This window comes from Caballeronia sordidicola, from assembly GCF_001544455.2.
GTDB classification, from domain to species: domain Bacteria; phylum Pseudomonadota; class Gammaproteobacteria; order Burkholderiales; family Burkholderiaceae; genus Caballeronia; species Caballeronia sordidicola.
The window spans coordinates 59,061-84,606 of the sequence record NZ_FCOC02000020.1; the positions used below are offsets into that span (position 1 = coordinate 59,061).

Genomic DNA, 25,546 nt, shown 5'->3' on the forward strand with positions numbered 1-25,546 from the left:
CCCGCTTATTTTTTTCGCAGCCAGATGTCAAAAGCTGCCACCAGATTGCGCGCGATCTTGAAGCACGTCAGCGGCGCCGATCCTTCCGCCTTGTTGTTCACCGCAATCACCACAGGCTGCCCCGCGAGCGCATAACGCAGCGCAAGTTCGGCGAGCGCTTCGTGCGTGTCGGGATCTTCATCGACGAGTTTGTCGAACGGCTCGTACTTCGCTTTCGCCTGCTCGTACTTGAAGCCGCCATGCAGGCTCCAACGGACGATCAGCGGTCCGAGTCCACCTTCATCAAGTAGCGCGAGCGCCTTCGCCTGACGCCGTGGATCGGGCATGCGCGCGTGGATGCCGACGCAATAGCGTACGTTTGCATCGCGCAGGACGCGGATAAAACGCGGTGTCAGCATGATGGCGTCGCGCAGTTCCACGGCGTAACAGCTTTCGCCGGGCAACGGCGGCAACGCGTTCAGGAATGCGGCAAGGCGCTCGAGGAACGTGGTTGGATCGACGATCAGCGCATCGGGCAGCGGTGGAATCTGGAACACGAGCGCGCCCGCCTTTTCGCCGAGGCCGGCAATGCACGGCGTGACGAATTCACTAATGGCGATGCGTGCGTCGAGGAACGCCGGGTTGTCGCCGGCGGGTACGCCTTTGTCGCCGCGGACGGTGGCGTCGGTGACCGAGGCGGGCGCTTTGACAATGAAGCGGAAATGCGCCGGAACCTGAGCGGCGTAGCGCGCGTAGTCGGCTACGGAGAGCGGCCCGTAAAACGAACGGTCTATGGATACACACCGCAAGAGCGGATGTGCGCCGAGCGCGTTGAGGCCATCGCGGGAAAGCTTGGCTGACGAATAGTCGTCCCCATACACAATGTCGCGCCAGCCCGGAAACGACCACGTCGATGTGCCAATGTGAACCTTCGCCGGAAGCGCTTCCGCGAGCGTATGAAGTTCGGGCGACGCAAGCGCGGGCAAAACGCCGCCGCGCGATTTCGTACGAGGAGAAGCGCGAGAGTACGCCGGTTCGGGTTCCACAACGCCGCCAAACAAATCGACCTGAACAGCGGACGAATCGAAATCGCCCGCGTCCGGTTCATCACCGGACGCGGGTTCATGGAAAGCGGCGGAATCGTGCGCTGAACTCAGAGCGATTTTTCGTAGATATACCGGCGCGACCACGGCAGCGTTTTCGCACTGCGCCCGGCCTTGCGGCAGACGATCTGATAGATCGAGACGTCGTCATTTTCGAACGCGTAGGCGCAGCCCGCAAGGTACACGCGCCAGATGCGGAATTTTTCATCGTCCACAAGCGTCTTCGCCTTCTGCGCGTTCGCCTCGAAATTTTCGGCCCAGATGTCGAGCGTGCGCGCGTAATGGCGGCGCAGGCTTTCCACGTCCACGGCTTCCAGGCCGCCTTCCTGCAGCGCTTCGAGCGCGAGCCCGATATGCGGCAACTCGCCGTCCGGGAACACGTATCTATCGATGAACTCGCCGCCGCCCAACGCCGTCTCGCCACTGTTGAAGTCGGTCGACGTGATGCCGTGGTTCATCGCAATGCCGTCGTCGACCAACAGTTCGCGGACCTTGGCAAAGTAGCCCGGCAGGTTCTTGCGGCCGACGTGCTCGAACATGCCGACGCTCGTGATCCGGTCGAACTGGCCCTGCACGTCGCGATAATCCTGCAGCCGGATCTCGATCTTGTCTTCGAGGCCCGCGTCCTTCACGCGCTTGGTGGCGAGGTCGAACTGGTTCTGCGAGAGGGTGACGCCCACGCACTGCGCGCCGAATTTCTGCGCTGCACGCAGGACGAGCGCGCCCCAGCCGCAGCCAATGTCGAGCAGGCGCTGGCCCGGTTGCAACTGGATCTTGGTCAGGATGTGATCGATCTTCTTGATCTGCGCGGTGGCGAGGTCCTCGTCGCCATTCTCGAAGTACGCGCACGAGTAGACCATGTTCTTGTCGAGCCAAAGCTCGTAGAACTCGTTCGATACATCGTAGTGGTACTGAATGGCCTTCTTGTCCGACGCCTTCGTATGATTGAAGTAACGCCGCACGCGGGCAAGCTTGCTCGCGCTGGTGACCGTGTTCTTGGCGAGGCCGTACCCAATGTTGATGATGTCGGACAGCTTGCCTTCAATGTCGATCTTGCCCTTCACATAAGCTTCACCGAGATTGTCCAGACTCGGTTCGAGCAGATAAGGCAGAGCGGTCGCGCTCTTCACGTGCAACGTAACTTGCGGCGCCGCGAAACTTCCGAAGTCGTGTTGCTGTCCATCCCACAGTACCAGGCGGGCGGGCAGGTTTGCCCGGTCCCGGATGTCCTGCACCCACTGCGTCAGCTTTTTCTCCCAAAACATGCTTGTTCTCCGCGCTCAGATGAAATTGAAGCCAAACCGGGTCGCTTGCACTGCACGTTTGCATATCGCCGCGTGATGTCTTTCCGCTTGCGCATCAACCATTCAGACACGCCGCAACGAAACGCGATTCAACGCGGGCCGCTGGTGTCGGTTCGTCAAGAACCGGGCGAAAGGTCTGTTACTGCCAACCGAAGCAAAAACGGTTGCGAAAGCGCTTCAAGACGCCTTCAGGCGCTAAGGCGATAGCCGGACGATGCGCCATTGCCGGGCGTTGTCCGCTTGCTCGCGTGCATCACGTTTATAGACGACACGGTCATGCAACCGTGACGGACGGCCCTGCCAGAATTCGATAGTGTCGGGAACGAGCCGGTATCCGCCCCAATGGGGAGGACGCGGCGGGTTGTCACCGTATTTCGCGATCAGTTCGCGCTCGCGGGCCTCTAGCACCGCGCGGCTTTCGATCACTTCACTCTGCTCCGACGCCCACGCGCCTATTCGCGATCCAAGCGGGCGCGACGCAAAATACGCATCGCTTTCTTCCGGACTTGTTTTGACGACGGAGCCCTCGACGCGCACCTGGCGCTCGAGTTCGATCCAGTAAAACAGCAGGCTCGCGGTGGGGTTGCTCGCGAGCTCATGGCCTTTGCGGCTGAGGTAATTCGTGAAGAATACGAACCCGCGATCGTCAACGCCCTTGATCAGCACGATGCGCGCCGAAGGCCGACCGCGTTCGTCGACGGTGGCAAGCGTCATGGTGTTGGGTTCGGGAAGTTTCGAGTCGAGCGCTTGCGCGAACCATGTTTCGAATTGCCGAATGGGATTCGGATCCACGTCGGATACGTCCAGCGATCCGACGGAATAATTCTTTCGAAGGTCAGCGAGGGTAGTCATTTTTTATGCAAGCACTTCAATCGCATTAGTATAGCCAAGGTCTGCAAATCCTGCGCTTTACGGCTAATGCCTCCTCGACCTTTATTGAGTCAGATCATGAAGCCGTGCAACAAAAATTGACGCGAACCCGGACGATTATTTTTTCATATTCCTTTCAAAAACCGGCCGTTGATTTCCGACGTCCAATCTTCGATAAGGCAGAATACGCAATTCGGCGAATTTCTGCTCATATGCGCTTCTATCGTTGTGATAGCGCGTCAGTTCCGCCTTTTTGCCTGTGAAACGTTCATGACCGCTTTTTCTGCATCTGCCGACGCTTTGAATGTTACATCCGCTGCGCCGGAGTTTGAAGCGGCCGACCGTGCCCGGCGCTTTGGCGGCGTGGCTCGCCTTTACGGGCCAGCCGGGCTTGCCGCGTTCGAACGCGCGCACGTTGCCGTGATCGGCATTGGCGGCGTAGGTTCGTGGGCGGTCGAAGCGCTGGCGCGCAATGCGATTGGCCGCTTGACGCTGATCGACCTCGACAACGTCGCCGAAAGCAACACCAACCGGCAGGTGCATGCGCTCGACGGCAATTACGGCAAGGCAAAGGTCCGCGCCATGGCCGAGCGCATCCGGCTGATCGACCCGGATTGCCGCGTGGAGGAAGTCGAGGACTTCGTGGAGCCCGCGAATTTCGACGCGATATTGGGCGGCGGTTTCGATTTCGTCATCGACGCCATTGACAGCGTTCGTACGAAAACGGCGCTGATCGCGTGGTGCGTGGAACACAATCAGCCGCTCATTACCGTTGGCGGCGCGGGCGGACAACTCGACCCAACCCGGATTCGTATCGACGATCTTGCGCTTACGATTCAGGATCCGCTGCTCTCGAAGGTACGCGGGCAATTGCGCAAGTCGCACGGTTTTCCGCGCGGGCCGAAGTCCAGGTTCAAGGTGAGCGCCGTGTACTCGGAGGAGCCGCTGATCTATCCGGAGGCGCCAGCCTGCGACATCAGCGAGGAAGCCGAGCACGTTGAAACCGCTCCGGGATATGCCGGGCCGGTCGGATTGAATTGCGCTGGGTTCGGTTCGAGCGTGTGCGTGACCGCCAGTTTTGGGCTGGCTGCGGTTTCATATGTGTTGAGAGAACTCGCGAAGCGGCCTGAAATTAAAGCGTGAAAAAGCATATAAATTAATGGCCGCTTTTGCCTTTACAGGAAAGCGGCCATTAAAGAATCCCAGCACGATTTAGCGGGACGCCGTTTTAAGCTGATTTAATCCATTTGAAAGAATCAGCGGTTGCACATTCATGCTTCAGTTCATCGCGCTGCTGAGCTTGCGTCGCCAGAACGAAACCACGTCCGGTTGATGCGCGGCCAAACCGAATACCGACAGCATGGTTTTTCGGCCGACATCGTCCATGAAAGCCCGATCGCGCGTGACGATCGCGAATAGATGCTCCAGCGCGCCGTTATAGTCGCGGCCCGCGATCAAGCGGTTCGCCAGCGCAAAGCGGGCTTCAAGATCGTCAGGATTGGCGTTCACTGCATCGATCAAGGCGTCGGCGGGCGGCAGGCTTGCAGCGGCATCGGCGGCGTCCAGTTCTGTTTTCAGCGCGTTATAACGGGCGTCGATTCCTTGCGTGGTCTTCGGCGACAACAGCTTGTCCTCGTCGCGCGCCTCGTCCGTGCGGCCCGCTGCCAGCAACCATTCGATCAGGTCCAGCCGGGCTTCGTCGTAACCCGGATCGAGCGCCAGCGCCGCCTTGATGTGGTCGATTGCCAGATCGGTTTCGCCCGCCTCGTACGCCGCTTGCGCCGCGCGCCGCTCGGCTTCCGCGCCATCCGGAACCAGCTTTTCTATAAACGCGCGCAACTGGCCTTCCGGCAGCACGCCAATGAACTGGTCGACCGCGTGGCCATCCGCGAACGCGATCACGTGCGGAATGCTGCGTACCTGGAAGTGCGCTGCGAGTTCCTGGTTTTCATCCACGTTGACCTTGACCAGCTTCCACTTTCCCGCGCCTTCTGCTTCCAGCCGTTCGAGCATGGGCCCGAGCGTCTTGCACGGACCGCACCACGGCGCCCAGAAATCCACGAGGACCGGCGCGAGTGTGGACGCGGTGATGACATCCTGTTCGAACGTGGCGAGTGTTGTATCCATGGTGTTCCTCATAAACGTCTTACAGAAAAGGGCACAAAGCGATTACGACAATTCTACGTCGAAGCTTGTGCGATTTTCCGTGGATACAAGGGGTGGCCATTCGAGACCGGACGATCAGTGCGCATAGCCGAGCGGCGTTCCACCGTTTGGCCTGTGGAAAACGCCCATCGGAATGTCGTAGATGGCGCTGAGCGTCCCGGCGCTCATGATCTGCGCCGACGGCGCGTGGGCCAGCATCCGCCCGCCCTTCAGGGCGACGATGTCGTCGCAGAAACGCGCGGCCATGTTGATGTCGTGAAGGACCGCGACGACCGCGAGTCCGCGCTCTTCGCTCAGGCGTCGAACGAGCGACAGCACGTCGACCTGATGCGCGATATCGAGTGCGGATATGGGCTCGTCGAGCAGCAGGCATTCGCTGTCCTGCGCGACGAGCATCGCGATCCACGCGCGCTGGCGTTCGCCGCCGGACAAGCTGTCGACGGCGCGATCGGCATACTGTAGGACATCGGTGAGTTCCATTGCCTCATGCGTCTTGCTGCGGTCGAGCGCGGTGAAACGCTTGATCGCGCCATGCCACGGATAACGCCCGAGCGCCACCAGCTCGCGCACCGTCAGGCCGTCGACGGCGGGCAATTGCTGCGGCAAATACGCGATCTTCCTGGCGAGTTCGCGTTTGCCCCAGTCGGCGAGCGGTCTGCCATCGAACTTGATGAGGCCGCACGTCGGCGATTGTTGCCGCGCGAGCAGTTTGATCAGCGTCGATTTGCCCGAACCGTTATGGCCGATCAGGCCGCATACGCGCTTCTTCGGCAGGATCAGGGAGATTGGTTCCAGCAGCGTCCTGTCGCCGGCTTCGAATGAAACGCCGTTGAGCGTGAAGGAGGGTTCAGGCGTTGACATGAGTGATATCCCGATAGATCAAAAGCGCGTCCCCGACAACTGCCGGTCGCGCGCGTCGTGCAGATCGGAACCCGCGCCGGTTTCCACCACCTGGCCGTAGTCGAGCTTGATGTAACGGTCCGCCAGATGGAAATACCGGTCGTCGTGCGTAATCACGATCACTGCTTTCCCGCGCGCTTTCAGGTCGGGAAGCAATTGCTTGTAGAACACGTCCTTGAACAACGGGTCCTGGTCGGCGGCCCATTCGTCGAACACGTAGAACGGACGGTCTTCCAGATAGGCCACCAGCAGCGCCAGGCGCTTGCGCTGACCTTGCGACAGATCGAGCGTGGAGAACGCCGAATCCTTCACGCTCACCTTGTGATCGAGCTGAAGGCGTTCGAGCCAGGCGCGGGCTTTGTTGTCGATGCCGTCGAGCTTCATGCCGAGCAGCGTATCGAACAGATGAAAGTCGTTGAAGACGACCGCGAAATGCTGGCGATACGCATCGCGTTCCTTCTCGCCAACCGGCTCGCCATTCAGCAGGATCTGGCCGCTTTCAGGTGCGTACAGACCCACGATGATCTTCGCGAGCGTGGTCTTGCCGCTGCCATTGCCGCCAATCAGATACACCAGTTCGCCCGGTTCAAGACGCAGATTCACCGGCCCCAGCGTGAAGACTTCGTTTTCCTTTTCGCGGAAATAGCTGTGCGTCACGCGATCGAGCACGATGCTCTCGAACGCATTCGCCGCGGGTCCTGTCATGGCCGTTTCAGTCGGCAGATCGGCGTTGACCTGCTCGATGCGCTCAAGCGCCACGCGCGCCGACCCAATGCTGGGAATCGCGGAAAGCAGCGCTTCGATTGGCATGATCATGTACAGGATGATCATGGCGTAGCCTGACATGACGTGTGTATCGACCGGGAACATGCGCGCGATCACAAACAGCGTCACGCCGATAAACGCAAACAGGATGAAGCTGCCCCAGCTCGCAGCCGCCGCGTACAGAACGTAACCGCGCGTGCGCTGGACGCGGACGGCTTCCACGTTGGTGGCGAGGGTTTCATCGATAAAAGCCTGCCTGCGTTTGCGGTGCAGCTTGAGTTCCTTGGCGCCGTCGAACAGTGCGCGGAAATGGCGGACCAGGTCGTCCTCGCGTTTTCTCGACGCGCGCAGATGGAACAACGCGCGCCCGTTCGCGAGCCGGAAGCCGATTGAGCCAATCGCAATCGTGACGGCAGCGAGCAGCAGGATTTTCCACGACAGATAACCAAGATAACCAAGGCAGCCGGCGATGACCGCGCCTTGCATCGTGAGCGACGGCATGCTCACAAAAAACATGACGATGGTGTCGAGATCCTGCGTCAGCACGGCAAGCGAACGCGACGCGCCCTGTTGTTCGAGATGCCGGAACGACGCCTCGCCAATCCGGTGGATCGTGCGCATGCGCAGCATGGCTTTCGCGCGCTGGCCGAGGTACATGAAGAGTGTCTGCGACAGCGTTCGCGTCACCAGCACGGCGATGCTCAACCCGAGGAATCGCCAGCCCAGTTCGGCAAGCCGCGCATTCGACGCACCCAGCGCCTGGTTGATCAGCGCGACCAGCCCGGCGCTGCCGAATCCGCTCACGAGGCTCGTCAGCAGTGCGAGCAGCAGAAGCCATCGCGACTGACGGGCGAGATTCAAGAGTAAAGACATGAAACTCCTTGAGGACATATGCCGCGCATTCTTTGACGCGCGATCGGTTGGTTGATGCGTGTTGCGCTTGATCGTGCTCAGTTTCTTTTCAGCATGACCAGGATCAGATACGAACCGCCAAGCACGGTGGCCACCACGCCCGCCGGCATTTCTTGCGGGAACAGGATCCATCGGCCAATCCAGTCGGACGCGACCATCAGAAGCGCGCCAATTCCCGCCGACATGAACAGCATGGACTGCGCGCGTTGCAGACCGAGCATCCGCGCCATGTGCGGCGCCATCAATCCGACGAACGACAACGGGCCGATCACGAGCGTGGCAGCCGCGGTCATGACGGCGCTTGCCACGAGCAGCGACAGGCGCGCGACGCTGAGATCCACACCAAGACTGCGCGATGTCACCGCGCCCAGCGGCAGGATATCGAGCCATCGCCGCGCGAACGGTACGAGCGCGAGGGCGGCTAGCGCGACCACGGCGACCATTCCCGCGGCCGTTGCGCTGACGTTGTAGGTCGAGCCGGCGAGCAGGTTGTAAAGCACGATCACGCGGGGATCGTCGCTTGCCACGACGATCGTCGATATAGCCTGGAACGCCGCGCTGATTGCAATCCCGCCGAGCACGAGCGTATCGGGCGCGTAGTCCGATTTGCGCGCGAACAGCAGCAAGGCGGCCAGGGTTGCGACCGAGCCTGCCGCGCACCACAGCAGCAAAACCGGCAGTCCCGGATGAGCGTTCAGGAACAACGCGCCAATCAATCCGACCGCACCGCCCGACGTGATGCCGAGCAGGTCGGGACTCGCCATCGGATTGCCGGTCATGCGCTGCAACAGGCCTCCGGCGAGCGCCAGAACAATGCCTGTACTGATTGCCGCCACCACGTGCGGGCCGCGAAGAAACATCAGCGCGACGATTTCCGATGGCCTCGCGGCATGCCACCCGTCAAGGCCGCGCCCGAGCGTCAGCGAACCCGCAATGGCGAGGGCGAGCACAAGCATCATGACGATGAACATCGGAACAAGGCGGGCGCGTTTCGGGGTGCTTGACTGTATTGGCGAGGGGGAAAGGTCCGGGCGTCCGCGCAAACGCTTCATCAGGATCAGCAGCATTGGCGCGCCGAGCAAGGTCATCACCGCGCCCGCTGGAACCAGGACGCCGGTGAAGCTCGAGACGTGCTGCGTCATCTGGTCGGCGAGCCACAACAGCGACGCGCCGAGAACCGGCGACCACAGCATGCGGTCGCGCAGCCGCCGCGCGCCGGAAAGACGGGCGAGCATGGGCGCCCCCAGTCCAATAAAACCCAGCACGCCGACTGCGCTCACCACGAACGCGGTAATCAGCAGCGTCAGGGCAAGGACCGCGCCGCGCGTGGTGCGCAACGAGACGCCAAGGCTGCTGGCGACGGCGTCGCCGGCGTCGAAGGCGGCCATTGGACGCAGGAACAGGATCAGGATCGCCGTGCATGGCGCAAGCCGCAGCAATAATGCCTGCGCGACGTGCCAGTCATGCTGCGTGAGCACGCCGCCACCCCAGATCATCAAGCCCGAGAGCAAGTCGAAGTGGGCGATCGCCAGTGCAAAACTGAACGCGCTGCAGCACAGGTTGACAATCATGCCCGCGAGGATGAGCGCGAAAGGCGACAGGCCGCGCCGTGCCGCCAGCGCGAAGACGAAGCTCAGCGCGAGAGCCGCGCCGCCAAGCGCGACGGCATCGCGTCCGAAGGCGAGCCAGACGGGCGCATAAACCGTCGCCACCGATAACGCCAGATAAGCGCCGGAGAAGACGCCGAGGGTCATCGGTTCGGCGAGCGGGTTGCGCAACACTTGCTGGGTCGAGACGCCCGCCAATCCGAGCGCGGCGCCGCACAGCCAGATCACGCCGATGCGCGGCATGTCGCTGAAATGTACGAGAAGCTGGCGTAGATCCGTGGGTGACGGCGCGATCACGGCGTGCCACCAGAGCGACGCGGGCAGTCGTTCCTCAAGGCGCGCGATGGTGAGCAGGATCGCAATCAGCACGATGACGCTGGCCGTCAATGCCGGGGAACGATGCACGGAATGGCTGCGCACGGTCATGGCTTCGCTCATGTGCGCGTCCTTTCCAGACCGGTGAGCGCGCGGGCCAGGACATCGGCGAAACGGGTGGCCGAAAGCGTGCCACCGTCTGGTGGCACGCCCGGCAAGGCCAGCGTGCCGCCGGGTTTGGCAAATGGCATCGCTTTCCAGATCGGGCTGGTCTTCATCATGCTGGACGCAGCGGGGCCGAGCGGTCCGAAATAGGCGAGCGTGGAGTCGGGCGCGGCATCGAGGTCTTCAATGCTCGTGGTCGAATATGCGGAATCCGCAGAGGCGCCACGCCCGCGCCACGCGTTATCAAGTCCGAGCTGCGCCAGCAGTTCCCCGTAGAAGCTGCGCGGACCGTACACGCGGACATGGGTTTCATCGATAAACCGCGTCAAGTAGAGCGGCCGTGCGCGCGTTGACGGCGTTGCTGCAATCGACTCGCGTGCGCGGGCGATCGCGGCGTCCGCGGTCTTGATTGCGTTTGCCGCAGCGCTTTCCCGCCTGAACAATTGGCCGAGCGCCAGCGTCTCGGTCTTCGCGGCGGAATAGGGCGCCGGACTTCCGTGGAATCGCCCGAAAGTGAGCGTCGGCGCGATGCGCTCAAGAGACGCGAGCAACGCCGTGTGCGCAGGCGTGACGAGGATCACATCCGGCTTCAACGCGAGCATCAGTTCGAGGTTTGGCTGGAACATCAACCCGAGGTCGACCACGCCGGCCGGAAGGTCGCACGCCGTGTACGCCTTGCGAAAGCCCTGCGGATTGGAGACGCCGGCCGGCACGATTCCCGCCGATAACAACAACTCGGTCAAACTCCAGTCGAGCACGACAATCCGCCTTGACGTCGGCGTCGGCATAGCCCCGGCCGCCGCACAGCACGACGAAGCCGCGGCCATCAGGCTCGCGGCTGCGAACGAGGTGAGCAAGGCGCGGCGCTTCATGCCGCCGCGCATCGAAAGCGGGTAATACGGATCACCATTGGTACTTCAGCCCCGCGAGGACGAGCCGCCCCTGGCCCCAGTTGCACGAACCCGCACTGCACGACGCCATGTAGTGCCGGTCCAGCAGGTTGCTTGCATTGAGCGACGCGGTCCAGCCATGCAGGTTGAAGACGGAGCGGCCGAGGTCGTAGCGCACCGCCAGATCGATCAACGTAGCCGATGACGTCAGCAATGAATTTGCGGTATCGCCATAAGACCCGCCTATGTAGCGCACGCCTGCGCCAAGCTGCAGACCGGCAAGCGGGCCGGCCGCCATCAGATAATCCGCCCACAGTGAGGCCGTGTTGCGCGGAATGCCGACCGGCACCTTGTCGAGATTGCTCGAGTTGCTCTTTGTGTTCAGCAAGTTCGTGTATGTGTAGCTCGCGATCAGTTGCAGGTTGTTGGTCAGACTCGCGTGGGCCTCGACTTCAAAGCCTTGCGAACGCACTTCGCCGGTCTGGACCTGGAAGTTCACGTTGACCGGGTCGGTCGTCAGCACGTTTTGCTGCGTCAAGTGGAACGCCGATACCGTGACGAAACTGTTGTAGCCCTTCGGCTGGAATTTCACGCCGACTTCATATTGTTCGCCGGTAGTGGGATTGAACGATTGTCCGCTGAACGACGAACCGACCTGCGGCTGGAACGACTTCGAGTAGCTGGCGTAGGGCGCAATGCCGCTCTCGAACTGGTACACGCCACCGGCGCGCCAGGTGAATGCGCGATTGAACTGGCTGGTCAACGCGCCGGTCTTGTAGGACTGGGCATCCTCGTTGGTCCAGTCCTCGCGCAGGCCGAGCAGCAGTGACCATCGGCCTATATCGAGTTGATCCTGCGCATAAGCGCCAAGCTGCTTGATCGACTGCTTGTTCGATGTGGCGAACATGATTGTCGGATACGGAATGGTCTGGCCGTACTGCGGATTGGTGATGTTGAGCGGCGGCGTGGTGTCGCCAAAGTCGCCAAGGAAAACGTGGTCGAACTGAATGTTCTGGTAATCGATACCCACCGTCGCCTGATGCGCGACCGGTCCCGTGTTGAAACGCGCGGTTGCCTGGTTGTCCACCGTGTGCGAGTTCACGCGGCCGCTGTTCATGTAGGTCTCGCGAGCGAGGGCGGTGCCGTTGTTGATGTAGCCGAGGTCGTCGGCGACGTATTGCACGGTCTCGCTGTTGTGAAGGAACCGGTAGCTTTGCTTGAACGACCACACGTCGTTCAGCCGATGATCGAGCTGGTATCCAATCGACTCCTGGGTCTTGCGGAAACTGTCGAAGCTCGGCTCGCCCGGATAAAAGCTGCGCGGCAATTGCGCCACGCCGGTCTGGATCGTGCCGACGACCGGCACGAAGTTATAGATGCCCGCTTCCGGGTCGGCCTGATAGTTGGCGTACAGCGTGAAGGTCGTGTCCTTCGTCGGCTTCCACGTGATGCTCGGCGCAATGGCGAAACGTTGCTGGTTCACATAATCCGTCTGCGTGCCCGTGTTGAATCCGTCGGCTGTCAGGCGGTACAGGACCTTGCCGTCTTTATCCACGGGACCGCTGAAGTCGAAGAATCCTTGCAGACGTCCATAGCTGCCCGTCTGGATTCCAACCTCATGAAGCGGTTCGGCCGTTGGCATCTTGCTGACCAGATTCACGGTCCCGCCAGGCGAGCCCTGACCGTACAGCACCGACGCCGGCCCGTGAAGCAACTCGATGCGCTCGAACATATACGGATCGAAGCTCGTCACGTTATAGCCGAAGCCTCCGGCGGGCCCGGGCGTGCGCAGGCCGTTCCAGAATTCATCGACGAGAAAACCGCGCGCGTACAGATACTCGAGCGAATCCGTGTTCGTGCCGCGTTGCTCCGGATTGATGCCCGATGTATAGCGCAGCGCCTGAGCCACGCTCTGCACGTTCTGGATGTCCATCTGATCGCGCGTCACGACCGAGATGTTTTGCGGCGTCTTGATCAGCGCGGTATCGGTCTTGGTTCCCGCCGTGCTCTGCGTCGCGACGTAACCCGAAACCGGCCCGGTGCCGGTTTGCGCTTCGCGCTTTTCCTGCACGACGACCGGCGGCAATTGTGGCGCGGCGGCGTTGGTTGCGTCGGATGCACTCGCGGCTGTGGCCGATGACTGCGCCCATCCCGCATTCGCGAACATCACCCCGGCTGCGATTGGCAACAGCCGCCATCCGGCCATGCTTCCCGCCCGCTTCTCAGTCACGCACTTCGCCCGCTTCATCTATCTGGTCCTTGTGAAATCGATGTTGATCGCAATCTGGGAAGATCCAACAAACGCGATTGCGAATCATTTCTATTTTTGCTGGTAAAACTGCCTTGGTTCGTCGCAAAATAGGATAAGCGACGCAATCCCGAAAAGTATCGCCAAGAAGTTTCGCAAGACAGACAAATTTTGGCTGAAAAATGATGCAATTATTACCGGTCAGTCCCATGCAACTGCAGCGTCCCAGCCGGGAAGTGCGACGGATGTCGCGTCCCGTTGTGGCTGCAAAACGCGATTACACCGATGGCGCCCGCGAACCGTGGCATTTGCACGAAGAGGCGCAATTCGTGTTCAGCGCGCATGGCGTGCTGCGTGTGGTGACGCCTATCGGGGTGTGGACACTTGGGCCGCAATTGGGCCTCTGGCTCGCGCCGGGTATTGCGCATGAGTTGCATGCGGTCGGCGACGTAACCATGCACAGTCTGTATTTCGAAGGCGATGCCGCGCCATGGACGAGCCCGGAGTGCCGCGTTCTCGCGGTTTCGCCGCTGTTACAGGCGCTGGTTGCCGCAATGGTCGAGGACCGGAGCACGCCGCACGAGAGCCGCGCAACGCTCATCACGCCGCTCCTGGTCAGCGAACTGAAGAACGCGCCGCTGGCCCACGGCGTCAAGCTGCCGTTGCCCGCTGACCGGCGCTTGCGTCAGATTTGCGAGCTGCTGATCGCAGACCCAGCGAACGCCGATTCATTGGGAACGTGGGGAGATCGGGTCGGTGCAAGCGAACGCACGCTCGCCCGGCTTTTCAAGGAAGAAACCGGGTTGACCTTTGGGCAATGGCGCCAGCAGTTACGGCTTGTGGAGGCCGTATCGCGGCTCGCTCAAGGGATGCCGGTCGCCACTATCGCGATGGAACTCGGCTACCAGAACGCGAGCGCCTTCATCACGATGTTCAAGAAGTCCATGGGCGAAACACCCCAGCGCTATCTGAAATACTGAGCTCACCACGGGCTCACGCTTCCGGTGCATTGCCCTCGCGGCGCGGCGCCGGCAACGGGATGAACTCCGTTTCGCCAGGCACGCTCCCCATTCGCTGCTCGCTCCAGGCCTCTTTCGCGGCCGCGATTTTTTCCTTCGAACTCGAAACGAAATTCCACTCGATGAACCTGTGTCCGTCGAGCGGCGCGCCGCCCAGCAACATGGCGAGAGCGCCATACGTGCTGCGCAGATCGGCTGAAAACCCGCTTTTCAGCACGGCCATCTGACCGGCAGGCAACGCGTCGCCGTTGATGGTGAGGTCGCCCTGCAGCAAATACACGCCGCGTTCTTCATGCTCCGTGTCGAGCGTGACGGCGCTGTCCGGGGAAAATTCCGCCGCCACATACAGCGTTGGCGAGAACGTGGTGGTCGGCGCTGTTTCGCCAAACGCGCTGCCCGCAATCACCCGCAATTTCACGCCGTTGCGCTCGATTAACGGTAGAGCCGCCGCCGGATGATGCTCGAACGACGGCTCGACTTCTTCGTCCTTGACCGGCAAGCCAACCCAGGTCTGGATGCCGTGCATGGTCTGGCCGGCAGCGCGTTCCTCGTCCGGCGTGCGTTCCGAGTGCACGATACCGCGCCCCGCCGTCATCCAGTTCACGTCGCCCGGCGAGATTTTCTGCACGGAACCCACGCTGTCGCGGTGCATGATCGCGCCCTCGAACAAATAGGTCACCGTTGCAAGCCCGATGTGCGGATGCGGCCGGACGTCGAGTCCCACGCCGGGCACGAGCGTTGCGGGGCCGATATGGTCGAAGAAGATGAACGGTCCGACGGTGCGGACGGCCAATGCGGGCAACACACGCCGCACGATAAGGCCGCCGACGTCGTGCTGATGTGGCTTGAGAAACGCTTCGATTGTGGAAGACATGTGAACGCCCGGTTGCGAACTTGGAACTGCAATTCTACTGGGCGCCGAGTTGAAGCATGCAAGCGTTATCCGAGCTATAGGCCATCAGGTCTATGGTTCGTCGTCGTGTCGATGATTTCCGCAATTCCCGAAGAAACACGCTACTTGACAGTCCCTTGCACACATTGGAGTCTCACAATGACCAAAAATACGCTTTTGATTGCCCTTACGGCTGGACTTCTTGCTGCCAGCAGCGCCACTTTCGCGCAAACATCGAGCGGCAACTCCACGGGCGCGGACAGTTCCGGCGCAATGTCGCAAAGCACCGACGGCACGGCAGCACCGACGAAGAAACACCGTGCACAACGCCACGGCACCAACAAGTCGTCCAATGGTTTATCGGCTAACAAGAGCAAGACGCCGGCCGTTGAAACCGGCGCCAGCGCAGCGGTGGAGAACGGCCAGGGCAAGTAATTCCTGAGTCAAAAAGCTGAAAGCAAGCGCTTGTGCCGAACCCGGCACAAGCGCTTTTTCTTTGCGCGAAACGGTGTACTCACGCCTTGTCCGAATGGGTCATGACGTGAGTTTGTACAACGCGTTTGCAAAATCGTCCGCTAAAGTGTCGACTTGTCCGGTCGGATTTTCGCCGCGCCACACGCGGTGGATCGGATCGGGCAAGCACTGAATACAACTCACGGAGATGGCTGTGTCGCCCAAGGATTTGTTGTCCGCACTGATTGTGATTCTCGCCTGGGGCGTGAACTTCGTCGTGATCAAGGTTGGTTTGCACGGCGTTCCACCCATGCTTCTTGGCGCATTGCGATTCGCGCTCGTGGCTTTCCCGGCGGTATTTTTCATCAAGCGCCCGGCTGTCGGATTTTGGTGGGTGGTCGCATACGGTGCGACCATTTCCCTCGGTCAGTTCGTGCTGCTTTTCTACGCGATGTCCGTTGGCATGCCAGCCGGTCTCGCGTCGCTGGTGCTGCAGGCGCAAGCCTTCTTCACGCTGATCTTCGCCGCCGTGATCCTGGGCGAGAAAATTCGCGGGCCGAACGTCGCGGGCTTGTTGATTGCCGCGTTCGGGCTGGCCGTGATCGGCGTGCAGGCGGGTCACGCCATGACGGTCGCGGGATTCCTGCTGACGCTCGTGGCATCGGCAATGTGGGGCATGGGGAATGTCATCACCAAGCGCATGGGCAAGGTCGATTTGCTGTCGCTCGTCGTATGGGCGAGTCTTGTGCCGCCGCTGCCGTTCCTGGCTTTGTCGCTGATGATGGAAGGGCCCGCCCGCATTGAGGCGAGCCTGTCGGCCATTTCATTGACCTCGGTTTTCGCGATCGTATATCTGGCGTTTATCGCGACAATGCTCGGCTACACGTTGTGGGGAAAATTGCTTGGGCGTTATCCGGCAAGTCAGGTCGCACCGTTTTCGCTGCTCGTGCCCATTGTGGGACTGGCGTCGGCCGCGTTGCTGCTCGACGAAGGTCTCACGTCAATGCAGTTTCTGGGCGCGGTCCTTGTGATGGCCGGACTTTGTGTGAATGTGTTTGGCGGGTGGCTCAGGCAGCGGTTGATGCCGGCGCGCTGAAGCGCCGGCATGCTTGTTACGTCATCCGGCTCTTCGCCAACGGCGGATTCGCGGCGAAATACCGCTTGATACCTTTCATGATCGCGTTGGCCATCTTGTCGCGGTAGGCGTCGTCGTTCAGGCGCTGCTCCTCTTCCGGGTTACTGATAAACGCCGTCTCCACCAGAATGGATGGAATGTCCGGCGCCTTCAGCACGGCAAAACCGGCTTGTTCCACCGAGCCTTTGTGCAGCTTGTTGATGTCGCCGATCTCGTTGAGCACGAAGTTGCCGTAGCGCATGGAATCGCGGATCTGGGCGGTCGTGGACATATCGAATAACGCGCGGTTCACGCTTGCATCCTGCGTCGTCACGTTGATACCGCCAATGGAGTCTGACGCATTTTCCTTGTTCGCCATCCAGCGCGCCGCTGCGCTCGATGCACCGTGATCCGACAACGCGAACACGGACGACCCGCGTGCCGAAGGCGTGGTGAACGCGTCGGCGTGAATGGATACGAACAGGTCCGCGCCCACGCGACGCGCCTTCTGCACGCGCACGTTGAGCGGCACGAAGAAATCGTTGTCGCGCGTCATCATGGCGCGCATGTTGGGCTGGGCATCGATCTTGGCGCGCAGTTTCTTGGCAATGTCGAGCGCGATGTGCTTTTCGTATGTGCCGCCGCCGCCAATCGCGCCCGGATCCTCGCCGCCATGACCCGGGTCGATGGCCACCGTAAGCAGGCGCGTCGTACCGGCTTTGCCGCCTTTCGGATTGGCGAAGCCATAGTCGTCGCTCGTGTCGTTATCGGATGAGTCGCCCTTTGCAATGGCCGTTGGCGGCGCGGGCTTGATCGTCGGGCGGGGCTTGGCGAGAGGCACGGCGGGCGCAGCTGGCGCCCCCGCGGGCGCACGCGGCAAGTCGTCGGCCTGCGCATATTTCTGGAAAAACTCGTCGGTGTTGTCCGGCGCGTTGGACTTGGGCGCGGTCGCGGGACCAGCCAGGGTAGCGGGCGGCTGGGTCGGATTGGGGTTGCTCTGGTCAATAGCCTGCTGCTTGTGCTCGGACTGGGCGAGCAGATCCATGAGCGGATCAGGAGCGACCGCCGGATACAGATCGAAGACCAGCCGATACTTGTAGCTGCCAATAGGCGTCAGCGTGAACACCTGCGGTTTCACCGCGCCCTTCAGGTCGAACACCATGCGCACCACGTGCGGCTGATATTGCCCGATACGCACCGACTGGATTTGCGGATCGTTCGGCGTGATCTTCGAGACGAGGTCTTTCAGCGCCTGGTCAAGATCCAGTCCATTCAGGTCGACCACGAGCCGGTCCGGGCCTTGCAGCAATTGCTGGTTGTTCTGCAGCGGTTGATCCGACTCGATCGTCACGCGCGTGTAATCGCGCGCCGGCCACACGCGCACGCCGAGCACAGAACTCGCATACGCGAGCTTGGGCCCGAGCAGCGCCAGCGCAATGGTCGAAGCCCCCGCGCGCAGCACTTGGCGGCGGCGCCAGTTGTGCGAAGCGGTGGCGGTCGATTCGATCGAATGAAAAGGCTTGATCAACAACTTTCGAGACATGACTTTCCTGTTTGGCTAAACGCGCGCGCGGTCAGCACGCGGCCTTCGCCTTCCTGTTCCAGCTTGAATTCGATATCCGGCACACCCAGCAATCCGCCTGCGCGCTGCGGCCATTCAATCAGGCAGACCGCGCCTGATTCGAAGTATTCGCGAAAGCCGGCATCGACCCATTCGGCTGGATCGGTGAAGCGATAAAGATCGAAGTGATACAGCTCGAGCGGACCGGCTTGCGTGGCTAGCGAATACGGTTCCACCAGCGTGTAAGTGGGACTTCGCACGCGGCCCGCATGACCCAGCGCGCGCAGCGTCGCGCGCACGAGCGTGGTTTTGCCCGCGCCCAGGTCACCGGTCAACTGGACCTGCAAACCGGGAAAACGTTCGCCAGGCACGTTGGGATTTGCGCCGCGAACCTTGAGAATGGCCTGCGCGAAGCAGCCACCAAACGCGAGCGTTGCGTCCTCGCCGGGCAGGTCGAAGCGGCGTTCGAGGAGCGCGGAGGGAGGATTTGCAATCGATCGAGTGAGGCTGTCGGGCATTCTCGTAAAATGTCGTGATGAACCGTTTGCCGGAACACCCTGTGGAACACGAGCGCGCGTCAGACAACGCCGCCGGGAACCCGCGCCGCTTCAGGCCTGATGACGAAGCCGCGCTGGCTGAACTCGCGCTGCGCATCAAGGCGTGGGGGCGCGAACTGGGGTTCGGTGCAGTGGGCGTCAGCGACGCCGACTTGACGGATGCCGAAGAAGGCCTCGCGTCGTGGCTCGAAGCAGGCTATCACGGCGAGATGGATTATATGGCCAAACATGCGATGAAACGCGCAAGGCCAGCCGAGCTTGTGGCCGGTACGCGACGTGTTATTACAGTTCGGATGGCCTATCTGCCGGCATCGACACTGATTGGCAAGGTGCCGGAAAGTGCCTCGACAGCCGATCTCCACGCAGCGGACTGGCGCGCGGCCGAGTGGGCGCGCATCGGCGAACCTGCCGAGGCCGTCGTGTCGGTGTATGCGCGCGGCCGCGATTATCACAAGGTCATGCGTGGCCGCTTGCAGCATCTGGCGGATCGCATCGAAGCTGAAATCGGGCCATTTGGGTATCGCGTGTTCACGGATTCCGCGCCCGTTCTGGAAGTCGAGCTGGCGCAAAAGGCCGGCAACGGCTGGCGCGGCAAACACACGTTACTGTTGCAGCGCGACGCGGGATCGCTGTTTTTTATCGGTGAGATTCTGGTCGATATCGCGCTTCCCGCCGACGCCGAAACCAATTCGCAGAACGCGCCTGAGCACGACGGTTCGCATTGCGGAAGCTGTACGAGGTGCATCGACGTCTGCCCTACACAAGCGATCGTAGCGCCCTACAGGCTGGACGCGCGGCGCTGCATTTCGTATCTCACCATCGAATTGAAGGGCAGTATTCCGGAGGACATGCGGCCGCTGATCGGCAATCGGGTTTATGGTTGCGACGATTGCCAGCTCGTATGTCCGTGGAACAAGTTCGCGAAGGTCGCGCCGGTCGCGGACTTCGACGTCCGGCACGGGCTTGATCGCGCGTCGCTCGTCGTGCTGTTCGCCTGGAGCGCCGCCGAGTTCGATGAACGCATGCAAGGCAGCGCGATTCGCCGTATTGGACACGAACAATGGTTGCGCAATATTGCGGTGGCGATGGGCAACGCGTTACGCTCCACCTCGCTCGACGCTGGGGCGCGCACTGAAATACGCGACGCGTTGAACGCCCGCGCCGCGGACGCGTCGGCACTTGTGCGCGAGCACGTGCAATGGGCGCTACGGCAGGCAGCATGACGCAACGCTTAAAGGATGTACGAATGGACCTGAGCGAGGACATAAGCAAGGTGGAAATGACGTCGAGCAGCGCGTCGATTGACCTTTTTTGCGATGCCCTCTGGCTGGAACACGGCCTCGCGAAGAATTCGCTGGAGGCTTACAGGCGGGATTTGAAGCTTTTTGCGCAGTGGTTATCGAAGACACGTAGCGCGGATATCGATACCGCCACCGAAGCCGACATGAACGGGTATCTCGCCGCCCGCCGCGCCGACAAGGCGACATCGGCGAACCGCCGCTTGTCCGTGTTTCGCCGCTACTACGCGTGGGCGCTGCGGGAACATCGCGCGCTGGCCGATCCCACGCTCAAGCTGCGCTCGGCCAAACAGGCACCGCGTTTTCCCAAGACGCTGAACGAAGCGCAAGTCGAAGCCTTGCTCAACGCGCCCGACGTGGAAACTGCGCTCGGCCTGCGCGATCGCACAATGCTCGAACTGATGTACGCAAGCGGTTTGCGCGTAACAGAACTCGTGACCTTGAAGACCGTTGAAGTCGGATTGAACGAAGGCGTGGTGCGCGTAATGGGCAAGGGTTCGAAAGAGCGCCTGATCCCGTTCGGCGCGGTGGCGCACGACTGGATCGAGCGGTATCTGCGTGAATCGCGTCCTGCGTTGCTTGGCGCTCGTGCCGCCGACGCGCTGTTCGTGACCACGCGCGGCGAAGGCATGACCCGACAGCAGTTCTGGAACATCATCAAGCGCCACGCACTCACCGGCGACGTGCGCGCGCCGCTTTCGCCGCATACGTTGCGTCACGCGTTCGCCACGCACTTGCTGAACCACGGCGCGGACTTGCGCGTGGTGCAGTTGCTGCTTGGCCACACGGATATCTCGACCACGCAGATCTACACCCACGTGGCGCGCGAACGGCTGCGGACCTTGCACAAGGAACATCATCCGCGCGGGTGAGCACCCCGCGTGATCGCCTAAAGCTCGTCCCTCAACTTGTGCTTCAACACCTTTCCCGTCGACGCCGCCGGCAGCGCGGCCAGCACGCGAATCTGCGCCGGACGCTTGTAGGGCGCGAGCCGCGCGGCGCACCACGCGACAATGTCATCGGGTAGCGCATGCACCGAGGGCAGCAGTTCAACGAACGCGATCACTTCCTCGTTGCCCTCGACCGTGCGCCCGATCACGGCCGATTGCAGCACGCCGGGATGCGCGTTTAACACATTTTCGACTTCCGCCGGATACACATTGAACCCCGAGCGGATGATCAGCTCCTTGCTGCGCCCCGCGATAACCAGCGCGCCGTCCGCCGCCAGCCGCGCCAGATCGCCGGTTCGAAGCCAGCCTTCTTCGGTGACGGTCGCGCGCGTGTGCGCTTCGTTCCGGTAATAGCCAAGCATGACGTTTGGCCCACGCACCCACAGTTCCCCGACTTCGCCGGAGGGGACATCAATGCCATCCATTCCGACAAAACGCAGTTCGATGCCCGGTATCGGATGACCCGCCGCGCAATCCTCGCGCGGCGCGTCAAGCATTGTCTGCGCGATGGTCGGGCTGCTTTCCGTCATGCCGTAGCCGTTGTGCAGCGGCACTTTGTATAGCGCCTCGACGCGGGTCTTCAACGCGGGATCGAGCGGCGAGCCGCCCGAATAGGCAAAGCGCAACGCGGGCGCGCGCCAGGGCGTGTCGCTCGCCTGCACATGCTCGACGAGCTTGGCGTGTATGGCAGGGACGCCTTGAAAGATCGAGACAGTTTCTTCGGCCAGCGCACGCAGCACGGCATCGGGCGCGAAACGCGGCGCGAGCCTGAGCGTCGCGCCCGCATACAAGCTGCCAAGACACACGGAAGCCAGCCCATAGACGTGCGTGATCGGCAGAACGGCGTACACCACGTCATCGGGTGTCACGCGTCGCAATGTGCTGGAAATCGCCGCGATAAACAGCAGATTCCGATGCGAGAGCATCACACCTTTCGGCGCACCGGTCGTGCCCGTGGTGTAGATCAGCGCTGCGCATTGGCGGGCGGGATCTTGATGAACGGGTTCGGGCAAGACGGTGTCATCGACAATGAAACGCCATGCGGCAGCGCCCGGCACAGCGCCCAGACGCTCGGCGTGGCTCGCCGCGTCCTTCGATGAATCCACCGTAAACGCCACCACTCGTGGCTTTGCGTGGTCGCGAATGGCATCCGCTTCACCTGGCGAAAGCCGTGCGTTCGCAAGCAAACACCATGCGTCGAGCTTCGCGGCCGCGAACATCAGCACCACCTGCGCAATGCAATTCTCACTCACGATCATCACGCGATCGCCGCCTTTCACGCCAAGTTCGGCAAGCTGATTCGCGGTCTCATTGACGGCATCCACCAATTGCGCGGCGTTCAATCGCCGCCCGTCTTCGGTCAGCACGACATGGTCCGGATCGCGCGCGGCGAGACGCGCGGGAATATCCGAGATTCGCCTGGGCAGCGCGCTGAGCAATGCATCAACATCAATATCCATCTTAAATCTCCGTGCCGCGCATCAAGCCGCGCGCAATGATGACCTGCTGAATCTGCGACGTTCCTTCGTAAAGCCGGAACAATCGCACATCGCGATAAAACCGCTCGATGCCGTATTCCGAGATATATCCTGCGCCGCCATGGATCTGCACCGCGCGATCCGCCACCCGGCCGCACATTTCGGTCGCGAAGTATTTTGCGCATGATGCTTCCACCGATACGTCGCGGCCATCGTCGCGGCGGCGCGCGGCGTCGAGCACCATGCACTCGGCCGCGTAAATCTCCGTCTTGCTGTCGGCGAGCATGGCCTGAACGAGCTGGAATTCAACAATAGGCTGGCCAAACTGCTTGCGTTCGGTGGCATAGGCGAGCGCGTCGCGCAGCATTCGCTTGGCCGCGCCGATAGCCACGGCGGCAATGTGCAGGCGGCCTTTGTCGAGCACTTTCATGGCCGTCTTGAAGCCGACGCCTTCCACGCCGCCAATCAATTGCCCGGCTGGAATGCGGCAATTCTCGAAGATCACGTCGCACGTATGCGCGCCGCGCTGGCCCATCTTTTTGTCGGGTTTTCCAAGCGACAAGCCCGGCGATTCACGCTCCACGATAAACGCCGAAATGCCGCTCGCGCCTTTCGCGTCGCTCGTGCGTGCCATCACGGTATAGATGCCCGCTTCCGGCGCATTCGTGATGTAGCGCTTCGTGCCGTTCAGCACGTACTGGTCGCCGTCGCGGCGTGCGGTGGTTTTCAGCGACGCCGCGTCCGAGCCCGAATCCGGCTCGGTCAGGCAGAATGAGCCGATCAGATCGCCAGCCGCCAGTTTCGGCAAATAGTGGCGCTTCTGTTCCTCGCTGCCGTCAAGCAATATGCCGATGGAACCAATGCCGTTGTTTGTCCCGATCACCGACCTGAACGCCGGCGACGTCTGGCCGAGTTCGAACGCCACGCGCACTTCTTCCTCCATGGTCAGGCCAAGGCCGCCGTACGCTTCCGGAATCGTCAAACCAAACAAGCCAATTTCGCGCATGGCGGCCAGGACATCGGCGGGAATCTGGTCGGTTTCGTCCACTTCGGCTTCGCGCGGCACGAGCGTTTCGCGCACGAAGCGGCGGATGGCATCTTCGAGCAGCGTCTGCGTTTCTGAATCGCGAATCACGTTAAATCTCCCGGGTAGCTCGGCCTGTACAGGCATTTGCGAACGATCGTGCCACAGTAAATCGGCTCGCACAATTGGCCGTTTGGCCGATGGTGGCCGTGCTTTCGCGCCGCTACAATGCCGTCATGTCCAAGGTAAAACACATTTCCGAAACGCCTGCGACGCAATTTTTGCGTCGGCACAAGGTCGAGTTTGGCGAACATCCTTACGAGTATGTCGAGCATGGCGGCACCGAGGAATCGGCGCGTCAGCTTGGTGTAGATGAGCATTCCGTGGTGAAGACGCTGGTGATGGAGGACGAGCACGCAAAGCCGCTGATCGTGCTCATGCATGGCGACAAAACCGTGTCGACGAAGAATCTCGCGCGGCAGATTGGAGCCAAGCGTGTCGAGCCGTGCAAGCCCGAAGTCGCGAACCGGCACTCGGGATTCCTGATCGGCGGCACGTCGCCATTCGGTACGCGAAAAGCCATGCCGGTTTATGTGGAATCCAGTATTTTCGATCTCGACCAGATTTATCTGAACGGCGGGCGGCGCGGGTATCTGATGAGCATCAGGCCGCGGGTATTGACCGAGTTGCTGAAAGCCACGCCCGTGAATTGCGCAAGCGTCGATTAAAATGCGCGTCCTGAAGTTCCGCTTTTGTATTCGACGATAAGAAGAAATCAATGAACAATGTGATTGTCGCTGTGCTGGCTTATTTGATCGGCTCGATCTCGTTTGCGGTCGTGGTGAGTTCGGCCATGGGTCTCGCCGATCCGCGTTCGTACGGCTCGGGAAATCCGGGCGCAACGAACGTGCTGCGCACGGGGAACAAGCTCGCTGCGGTGCTTACCCTGCTTGGCGACGCCTTCAAGGGCTGGCTCGCGGTATGGCTTGTCGTGCACTTCGGCGCGCGCTTCGGGCTCGATTCCACGGCCATTGCGCTTGCGGCCATCGCCGTGTTTCTGGGGCACCTTTATCCGATATTCTTCAGATTCCAGGGCGGGAAGGGCGTTGCAACCGCGGCGGGCGTGCTGCTTGCGATTCACCCCGTGCTCGGGCTGGCGACGTTGCTGACATGGGTAATCATCGCTTTCTTCTTCCGGTATTCGTCGTTGGCGGCGTTGGTATCGGCGGTATTTGCGCCTTTCTTCGACGTATTCCTGTTTGGACCGAGTCGTATATCGCTAGCCGTTGCTGCCATGAGCGCGCTCTTGATCTGGCGGCATCGCGGCAATATCAAGAAGTTGCTCGACGGGAAAGAAAGCAGGATCGGGCAGAAGAAGGCGGCGACAGAAGCGTCTTGATAGCCAGACCTGCATACAGGAAAGCCGCCTGTAAGGCGGCTTTCCTGACTCAATGCATTACGCTCGTCTTGAACCATCAGTCCCGGAAGTTATTAAAATCCAGCGGCGCGTCTGTCACGTCTTTCTTCAGCATCGCGATCGCACTTTGCAGATCGTCGCGCTTTGTGCCGTTGATGCGCACCGCGTCGCCCTGAATGCTCGCCTGGACCTTGATCTTGCTGTCCTTGACCAGCTTGACGATTTTCTTCGCCAGATCGCCGGTCACGCCTTTCTTGATCTCGACAACCTGCTTCAGCTTGTCGCCGCCAATCTTCTCGATCTTGCCGTAATCCAGAAACCGCACGTCCACGTTGCGCTTGGCCAGCTTCGACAACATCACGTCCTTGACCTGGCCGAGCTTGAAATCGTCGTCGGCAAAAAGCGTCAGGTCACGATCTTTTTGCTCGATGCGCGCGTCCGAACCCTTGAAGTCGAAGCGCGTGGAAATTTCCTTGTTCGACTGCTCGATGGCGTTTTTCACCTCGATCATGTTTGCTTCGCTGACGACGTCAAACGATGGCATTTGCATTCCCCTTCG

Annotated in this window: 23 protein-coding genes; 8 read left to right on the plus strand and 15 right to left on the minus strand. The window is 61.2% G+C overall.

From position 1 onward, the window contains the following. Positions 1–5 precede the first annotated feature (5 nt). The 3 genes from AWB64_RS24515 to pdxH all read right to left on the minus strand — a co-directional run bounded on the left by AWB64_RS24515 (position 6) and on the right by pdxH (position 3,238). A complete protein-coding gene (locus AWB64_RS24515; RefSeq protein ID WP_082850620.1) occupies positions 6–1,205 on the minus strand; it encodes a DUF72 domain-containing protein in 1,200 nt (399 codons plus the stop codon). After that, positions 1,133–2,347: a class I SAM-dependent methyltransferase gene (locus AWB64_RS24520; protein WP_060858033.1), complete on the minus strand. Its 1,215-nt coding sequence runs from the start codon at positions 2,345–2,347 to the stop codon at positions 1,133–1,135. Before AWB64_RS24520 ends, AWB64_RS24515 begins: the two co-directional genes overlap by 73 nt. Before the next feature lie 234 nt (positions 2,348–2,581). Beyond that, a complete protein-coding gene (gene pdxH, locus AWB64_RS24525) occupies positions 2,582–3,238 on the minus strand; it encodes a pyridoxamine 5'-phosphate oxidase (protein WP_060858034.1) in 657 nt (218 codons plus the stop codon). Positions 3,239–3,526: 288 nt separating this feature from the next. Between pdxH and AWB64_RS24530 the strand changes: the two genes are divergently transcribed. Then, positions 3,527–4,399 carry a tRNA threonylcarbamoyladenosine dehydratase gene (locus AWB64_RS24530; protein ID WP_060858076.1) on the plus strand — a complete coding sequence of 291 codons (873 nt, stop codon included), beginning with the start codon at positions 3,527–3,529 and terminating at the stop codon, positions 4,397–4,399. A gap of 135 nt (positions 4,400–4,534) precedes the next feature. Here AWB64_RS24530 and trxA read toward each other — a convergent pair whose 3' ends face one another. The 6 genes from trxA to AWB64_RS24560 form a co-directional block, all read right to left on the minus strand. After that, positions 4,535–5,383: a thioredoxin gene (gene trxA, locus AWB64_RS24535; RefSeq protein ID WP_060858035.1), complete on the minus strand. Its 849-nt coding sequence runs from the start codon at positions 5,381–5,383 to the stop codon at positions 4,535–4,537. 114 nt (positions 5,384–5,497) lie between these two features. Next, positions 5,498–6,283: an ATP-binding cassette domain-containing protein gene (locus AWB64_RS24540; protein ID WP_060858036.1), complete on the minus strand. Its 786-nt coding sequence runs from the start codon at positions 6,281–6,283 to the stop codon at positions 5,498–5,500. A gap of 18 nt (positions 6,284–6,301) precedes the next feature. Then, a complete protein-coding gene (locus AWB64_RS24545) occupies positions 6,302–7,960 on the minus strand; it encodes a cyclic peptide export ABC transporter (RefSeq protein WP_060858037.1) in 1,659 nt (552 codons plus the stop codon). Between the two features lie 77 nt (positions 7,961–8,037). Next, on the minus strand, positions 8,038–10,044 hold the full coding sequence (fhuB, locus tag AWB64_RS24550; RefSeq protein WP_060858038.1) for a Fe(3+)-hydroxamate ABC transporter permease FhuB: 2,007 nt from the start codon (positions 10,042–10,044) through the stop codon (positions 8,038–8,040). Next, a complete protein-coding gene (locus AWB64_RS24555) occupies positions 10,041–10,958 on the minus strand; it encodes an iron-siderophore ABC transporter substrate-binding protein (RefSeq protein ID WP_063493280.1) in 918 nt (305 codons plus the stop codon). The genes fhuB and AWB64_RS24555 overlap by 4 nt, the downstream gene beginning before the upstream one ends. A 31-nt stretch (positions 10,959–10,989) precedes the next feature. Continuing rightward, complete coding sequence (locus AWB64_RS24560; RefSeq protein WP_082850621.1) at positions 10,990–13,224, minus strand: TonB-dependent siderophore receptor; 2,235 nt, start codon at positions 13,222–13,224, stop codon at positions 10,990–10,992. A 245-nt stretch (positions 13,225–13,469) separates the two neighbouring features. Here AWB64_RS24560 and AWB64_RS24565 point away from each other — a divergent pair, with 245 nt between their 5' ends. Next, positions 13,470–14,204, plus strand: coding sequence for an AraC family transcriptional regulator (locus AWB64_RS24565; protein ID WP_063493277.1), 735 nt, complete (start codon positions 13,470–13,472; stop codon positions 14,202–14,204). Positions 14,205–14,217: 13 nt separating this feature from the next. Here AWB64_RS24565 and AWB64_RS24570 read toward each other — a convergent pair whose 3' ends face one another. After that, positions 14,218–15,117, minus strand: coding sequence for a pirin family protein (locus AWB64_RS24570; RefSeq protein WP_060858042.1), 900 nt, complete (start codon positions 15,115–15,117; stop codon positions 14,218–14,220). Between the two features lie 177 nt (positions 15,118–15,294). Here AWB64_RS24570 and AWB64_RS24575 point away from each other — a divergent pair, with 177 nt between their 5' ends. Together AWB64_RS24575 and AWB64_RS24580 are read left to right on the plus strand one after the other, a co-directional pair. Further along, positions 15,295–15,570, plus strand: coding sequence for a hypothetical protein (locus AWB64_RS24575; protein WP_060858043.1), 276 nt, complete (start codon positions 15,295–15,297; stop codon positions 15,568–15,570). 232 nt (positions 15,571–15,802) lie between these two features. Beyond that, positions 15,803–16,684: an EamA family transporter gene (locus AWB64_RS24580; protein WP_060858077.1), complete on the plus strand. Its 882-nt coding sequence runs from the start codon at positions 15,803–15,805 to the stop codon at positions 16,682–16,684. Positions 16,685–16,700: 16 nt separating this feature from the next. Here the strand turns inward: AWB64_RS24580 and AWB64_RS24585 are convergent, their stop codons facing one another. Together AWB64_RS24585 and tsaE are read right to left on the minus strand one after the other, a co-directional pair. Then, positions 16,701–18,245, minus strand: coding sequence for an N-acetylmuramoyl-L-alanine amidase (locus AWB64_RS24585; protein WP_060858044.1), 1,545 nt, complete (start codon positions 18,243–18,245; stop codon positions 16,701–16,703). Beyond that, complete coding sequence (gene tsaE / locus AWB64_RS24590) at positions 18,227–18,781, minus strand: tRNA (adenosine(37)-N6)-threonylcarbamoyltransferase complex ATPase subunit type 1 TsaE (protein WP_060858045.1); 555 nt, start codon at positions 18,779–18,781, stop codon at positions 18,227–18,229. The genes AWB64_RS24585 and tsaE overlap by 19 nt, the downstream gene beginning before the upstream one ends. Positions 18,782–18,798: 17 nt before the next feature. On the opposite strand from tsaE, the gene queG reads away from it, so the two are divergent. Then, positions 18,799–20,043, plus strand: a complete 1,245-nt coding sequence (queG, locus tag AWB64_RS24595) for a tRNA epoxyqueuosine(34) reductase QueG (protein WP_060858046.1) — start codon at positions 18,799–18,801, stop codon at positions 20,041–20,043. Between the two features lie 23 nt (positions 20,044–20,066). After that, positions 20,067–20,990, plus strand: coding sequence for a site-specific tyrosine recombinase XerD (gene xerD, locus AWB64_RS24600; protein WP_099050600.1), 924 nt, complete (start codon positions 20,067–20,069; stop codon positions 20,988–20,990). Between the two features lie 17 nt (positions 20,991–21,007). On the opposite strand, the gene AWB64_RS24605 is transcribed toward xerD, so the two are convergent. Together AWB64_RS24605 and AWB64_RS24610 are read right to left on the minus strand one after the other, a co-directional pair. Beyond that, positions 21,008–22,528 carry a class I adenylate-forming enzyme family protein gene (locus AWB64_RS24605; RefSeq protein WP_060858048.1) on the minus strand — a complete coding sequence of 507 codons (1,521 nt, stop codon included), beginning with the start codon at positions 22,526–22,528 and terminating at the stop codon, positions 21,008–21,010. 1 nt (position 22,529) lies between these two features. Then, a complete protein-coding gene (locus tag AWB64_RS24610) occupies positions 22,530–23,681 on the minus strand; it encodes an acyl-CoA dehydrogenase family protein (protein WP_060858049.1) in 1,152 nt (383 codons plus the stop codon). Between the two features lie 125 nt (positions 23,682–23,806). On the opposite strand from AWB64_RS24610, the gene ybaK reads away from it, so the two are divergent. Together ybaK and plsY are read left to right on the plus strand one after the other, a co-directional pair. Further along, positions 23,807–24,298 (plus strand): Cys-tRNA(Pro) deacylase, encoded by a 492-nt coding sequence (gene ybaK / locus AWB64_RS24615; protein WP_060858078.1) that lies wholly within the window; start codon positions 23,807–23,809, stop codon positions 24,296–24,298. A gap of 50 nt (positions 24,299–24,348) precedes the next feature. Continuing rightward, positions 24,349–24,969 carry a glycerol-3-phosphate 1-O-acyltransferase PlsY gene (gene plsY / locus AWB64_RS24620; RefSeq protein WP_060858050.1) on the plus strand — a complete coding sequence of 207 codons (621 nt, stop codon included), beginning with the start codon at positions 24,349–24,351 and terminating at the stop codon, positions 24,967–24,969. Between the two features lie 76 nt (positions 24,970–25,045). Here the strand turns inward: plsY and AWB64_RS24625 are convergent, their stop codons facing one another. Continuing rightward, a complete protein-coding gene (locus tag AWB64_RS24625) occupies positions 25,046–25,531 on the minus strand; it encodes a YajQ family cyclic di-GMP-binding protein (RefSeq protein ID WP_060858079.1) in 486 nt (161 codons plus the stop codon). Between the last annotated feature and the right edge of the window lie 15 nt (positions 25,532–25,546).

Bases quoted from the DNA above. Each gene is read 5' to 3' on its own strand.
- pdxH (WP_060858034.1), bottom strand. From the start codon at position 3,238: ATGACTACCCTCGCTGACCTTCGAAAGAATTATTCCGTCGGATCGCTG.
- AWB64_RS24605 (WP_060858048.1), bottom strand. From the start codon at position 22,528: ATGGATATTGATGTTGATGCATTGCTCAGCGCGCTGCCCAGGCGAATC.
- AWB64_RS24570 (WP_060858042.1), bottom strand. From the start codon at position 15,117: ATGTCTTCCACAATCGAAGCGTTTCTCAAGCCACATCAGCACGACGTC.
- queG (WP_060858046.1), top strand. From the start codon at position 18,799: ATGAACCGTTTGCCGGAACACCCTGTGGAACACGAGCGCGCGTCAGAC.
- fhuB (WP_060858038.1), bottom strand. From the start codon at position 10,044: ATGAGCGAAGCCATGACCGTGCGCAGCCATTCCGTGCATCGTTCCCCG.
- AWB64_RS24625 (WP_060858079.1), bottom strand. From the start codon at position 25,531: ATGCCATCGTTTGACGTCGTCAGCGAAGCAAACATGATCGAGGTGAAA.
- trxA (WP_060858035.1), bottom strand. From the start codon at position 5,383: ATGGATACAACACTCGCCACGTTCGAACAGGATGTCATCACCGCGTCC.
- AWB64_RS24545 (WP_060858037.1), bottom strand. From the start codon at position 7,960: ATGTCTTTACTCTTGAATCTCGCCCGTCAGTCGCGATGGCTTCTGCTG.
- xerD (WP_099050600.1), top strand. From the start codon at position 20,067: ATGGACCTGAGCGAGGACATAAGCAAGGTGGAAATGACGTCGAGCAGC.
- AWB64_RS24555 (WP_063493280.1), bottom strand. From the start codon at position 10,958: ATGAAGCGCCGCGCCTTGCTCACCTCGTTCGCAGCCGCGAGCCTGATG.
- AWB64_RS24560 (WP_082850621.1), bottom strand. From the start codon at position 13,224: ATGAAGCGGGCGAAGTGCGTGACTGAGAAGCGGGCGGGAAGCATGGCC.
- tsaE (WP_060858045.1), bottom strand. From the start codon at position 18,781: ATGCCCGACAGCCTCACTCGATCGATTGCAAATCCTCCCTCCGCGCTC.
- AWB64_RS24565 (WP_063493277.1), top strand. From the start codon at position 13,470: ATGTCGCGTCCCGTTGTGGCTGCAAAACGCGATTACACCGATGGCGCC.
- AWB64_RS24540 (WP_060858036.1), bottom strand. From the start codon at position 6,283: ATGTCAACGCCTGAACCCTCCTTCACGCTCAACGGCGTTTCATTCGAA.
- AWB64_RS24585 (WP_060858044.1), bottom strand. From the start codon at position 18,245: ATGTCTCGAAAGTTGTTGATCAAGCCTTTTCATTCGATCGAATCGACC.
- ybaK (WP_060858078.1), top strand. From the start codon at position 23,807: ATGTCCAAGGTAAAACACATTTCCGAAACGCCTGCGACGCAATTTTTG.
- AWB64_RS24530 (WP_060858076.1), top strand. From the start codon at position 3,527: ATGACCGCTTTTTCTGCATCTGCCGACGCTTTGAATGTTACATCCGCT.
- plsY (WP_060858050.1), top strand. From the start codon at position 24,349: ATGAACAATGTGATTGTCGCTGTGCTGGCTTATTTGATCGGCTCGATC.
- AWB64_RS24520 (WP_060858033.1), bottom strand. From the start codon at position 2,347: ATGTTTTGGGAGAAAAAGCTGACGCAGTGGGTGCAGGACATCCGGGAC.
- AWB64_RS24575 (WP_060858043.1), top strand. From the start codon at position 15,295: ATGACCAAAAATACGCTTTTGATTGCCCTTACGGCTGGACTTCTTGCT.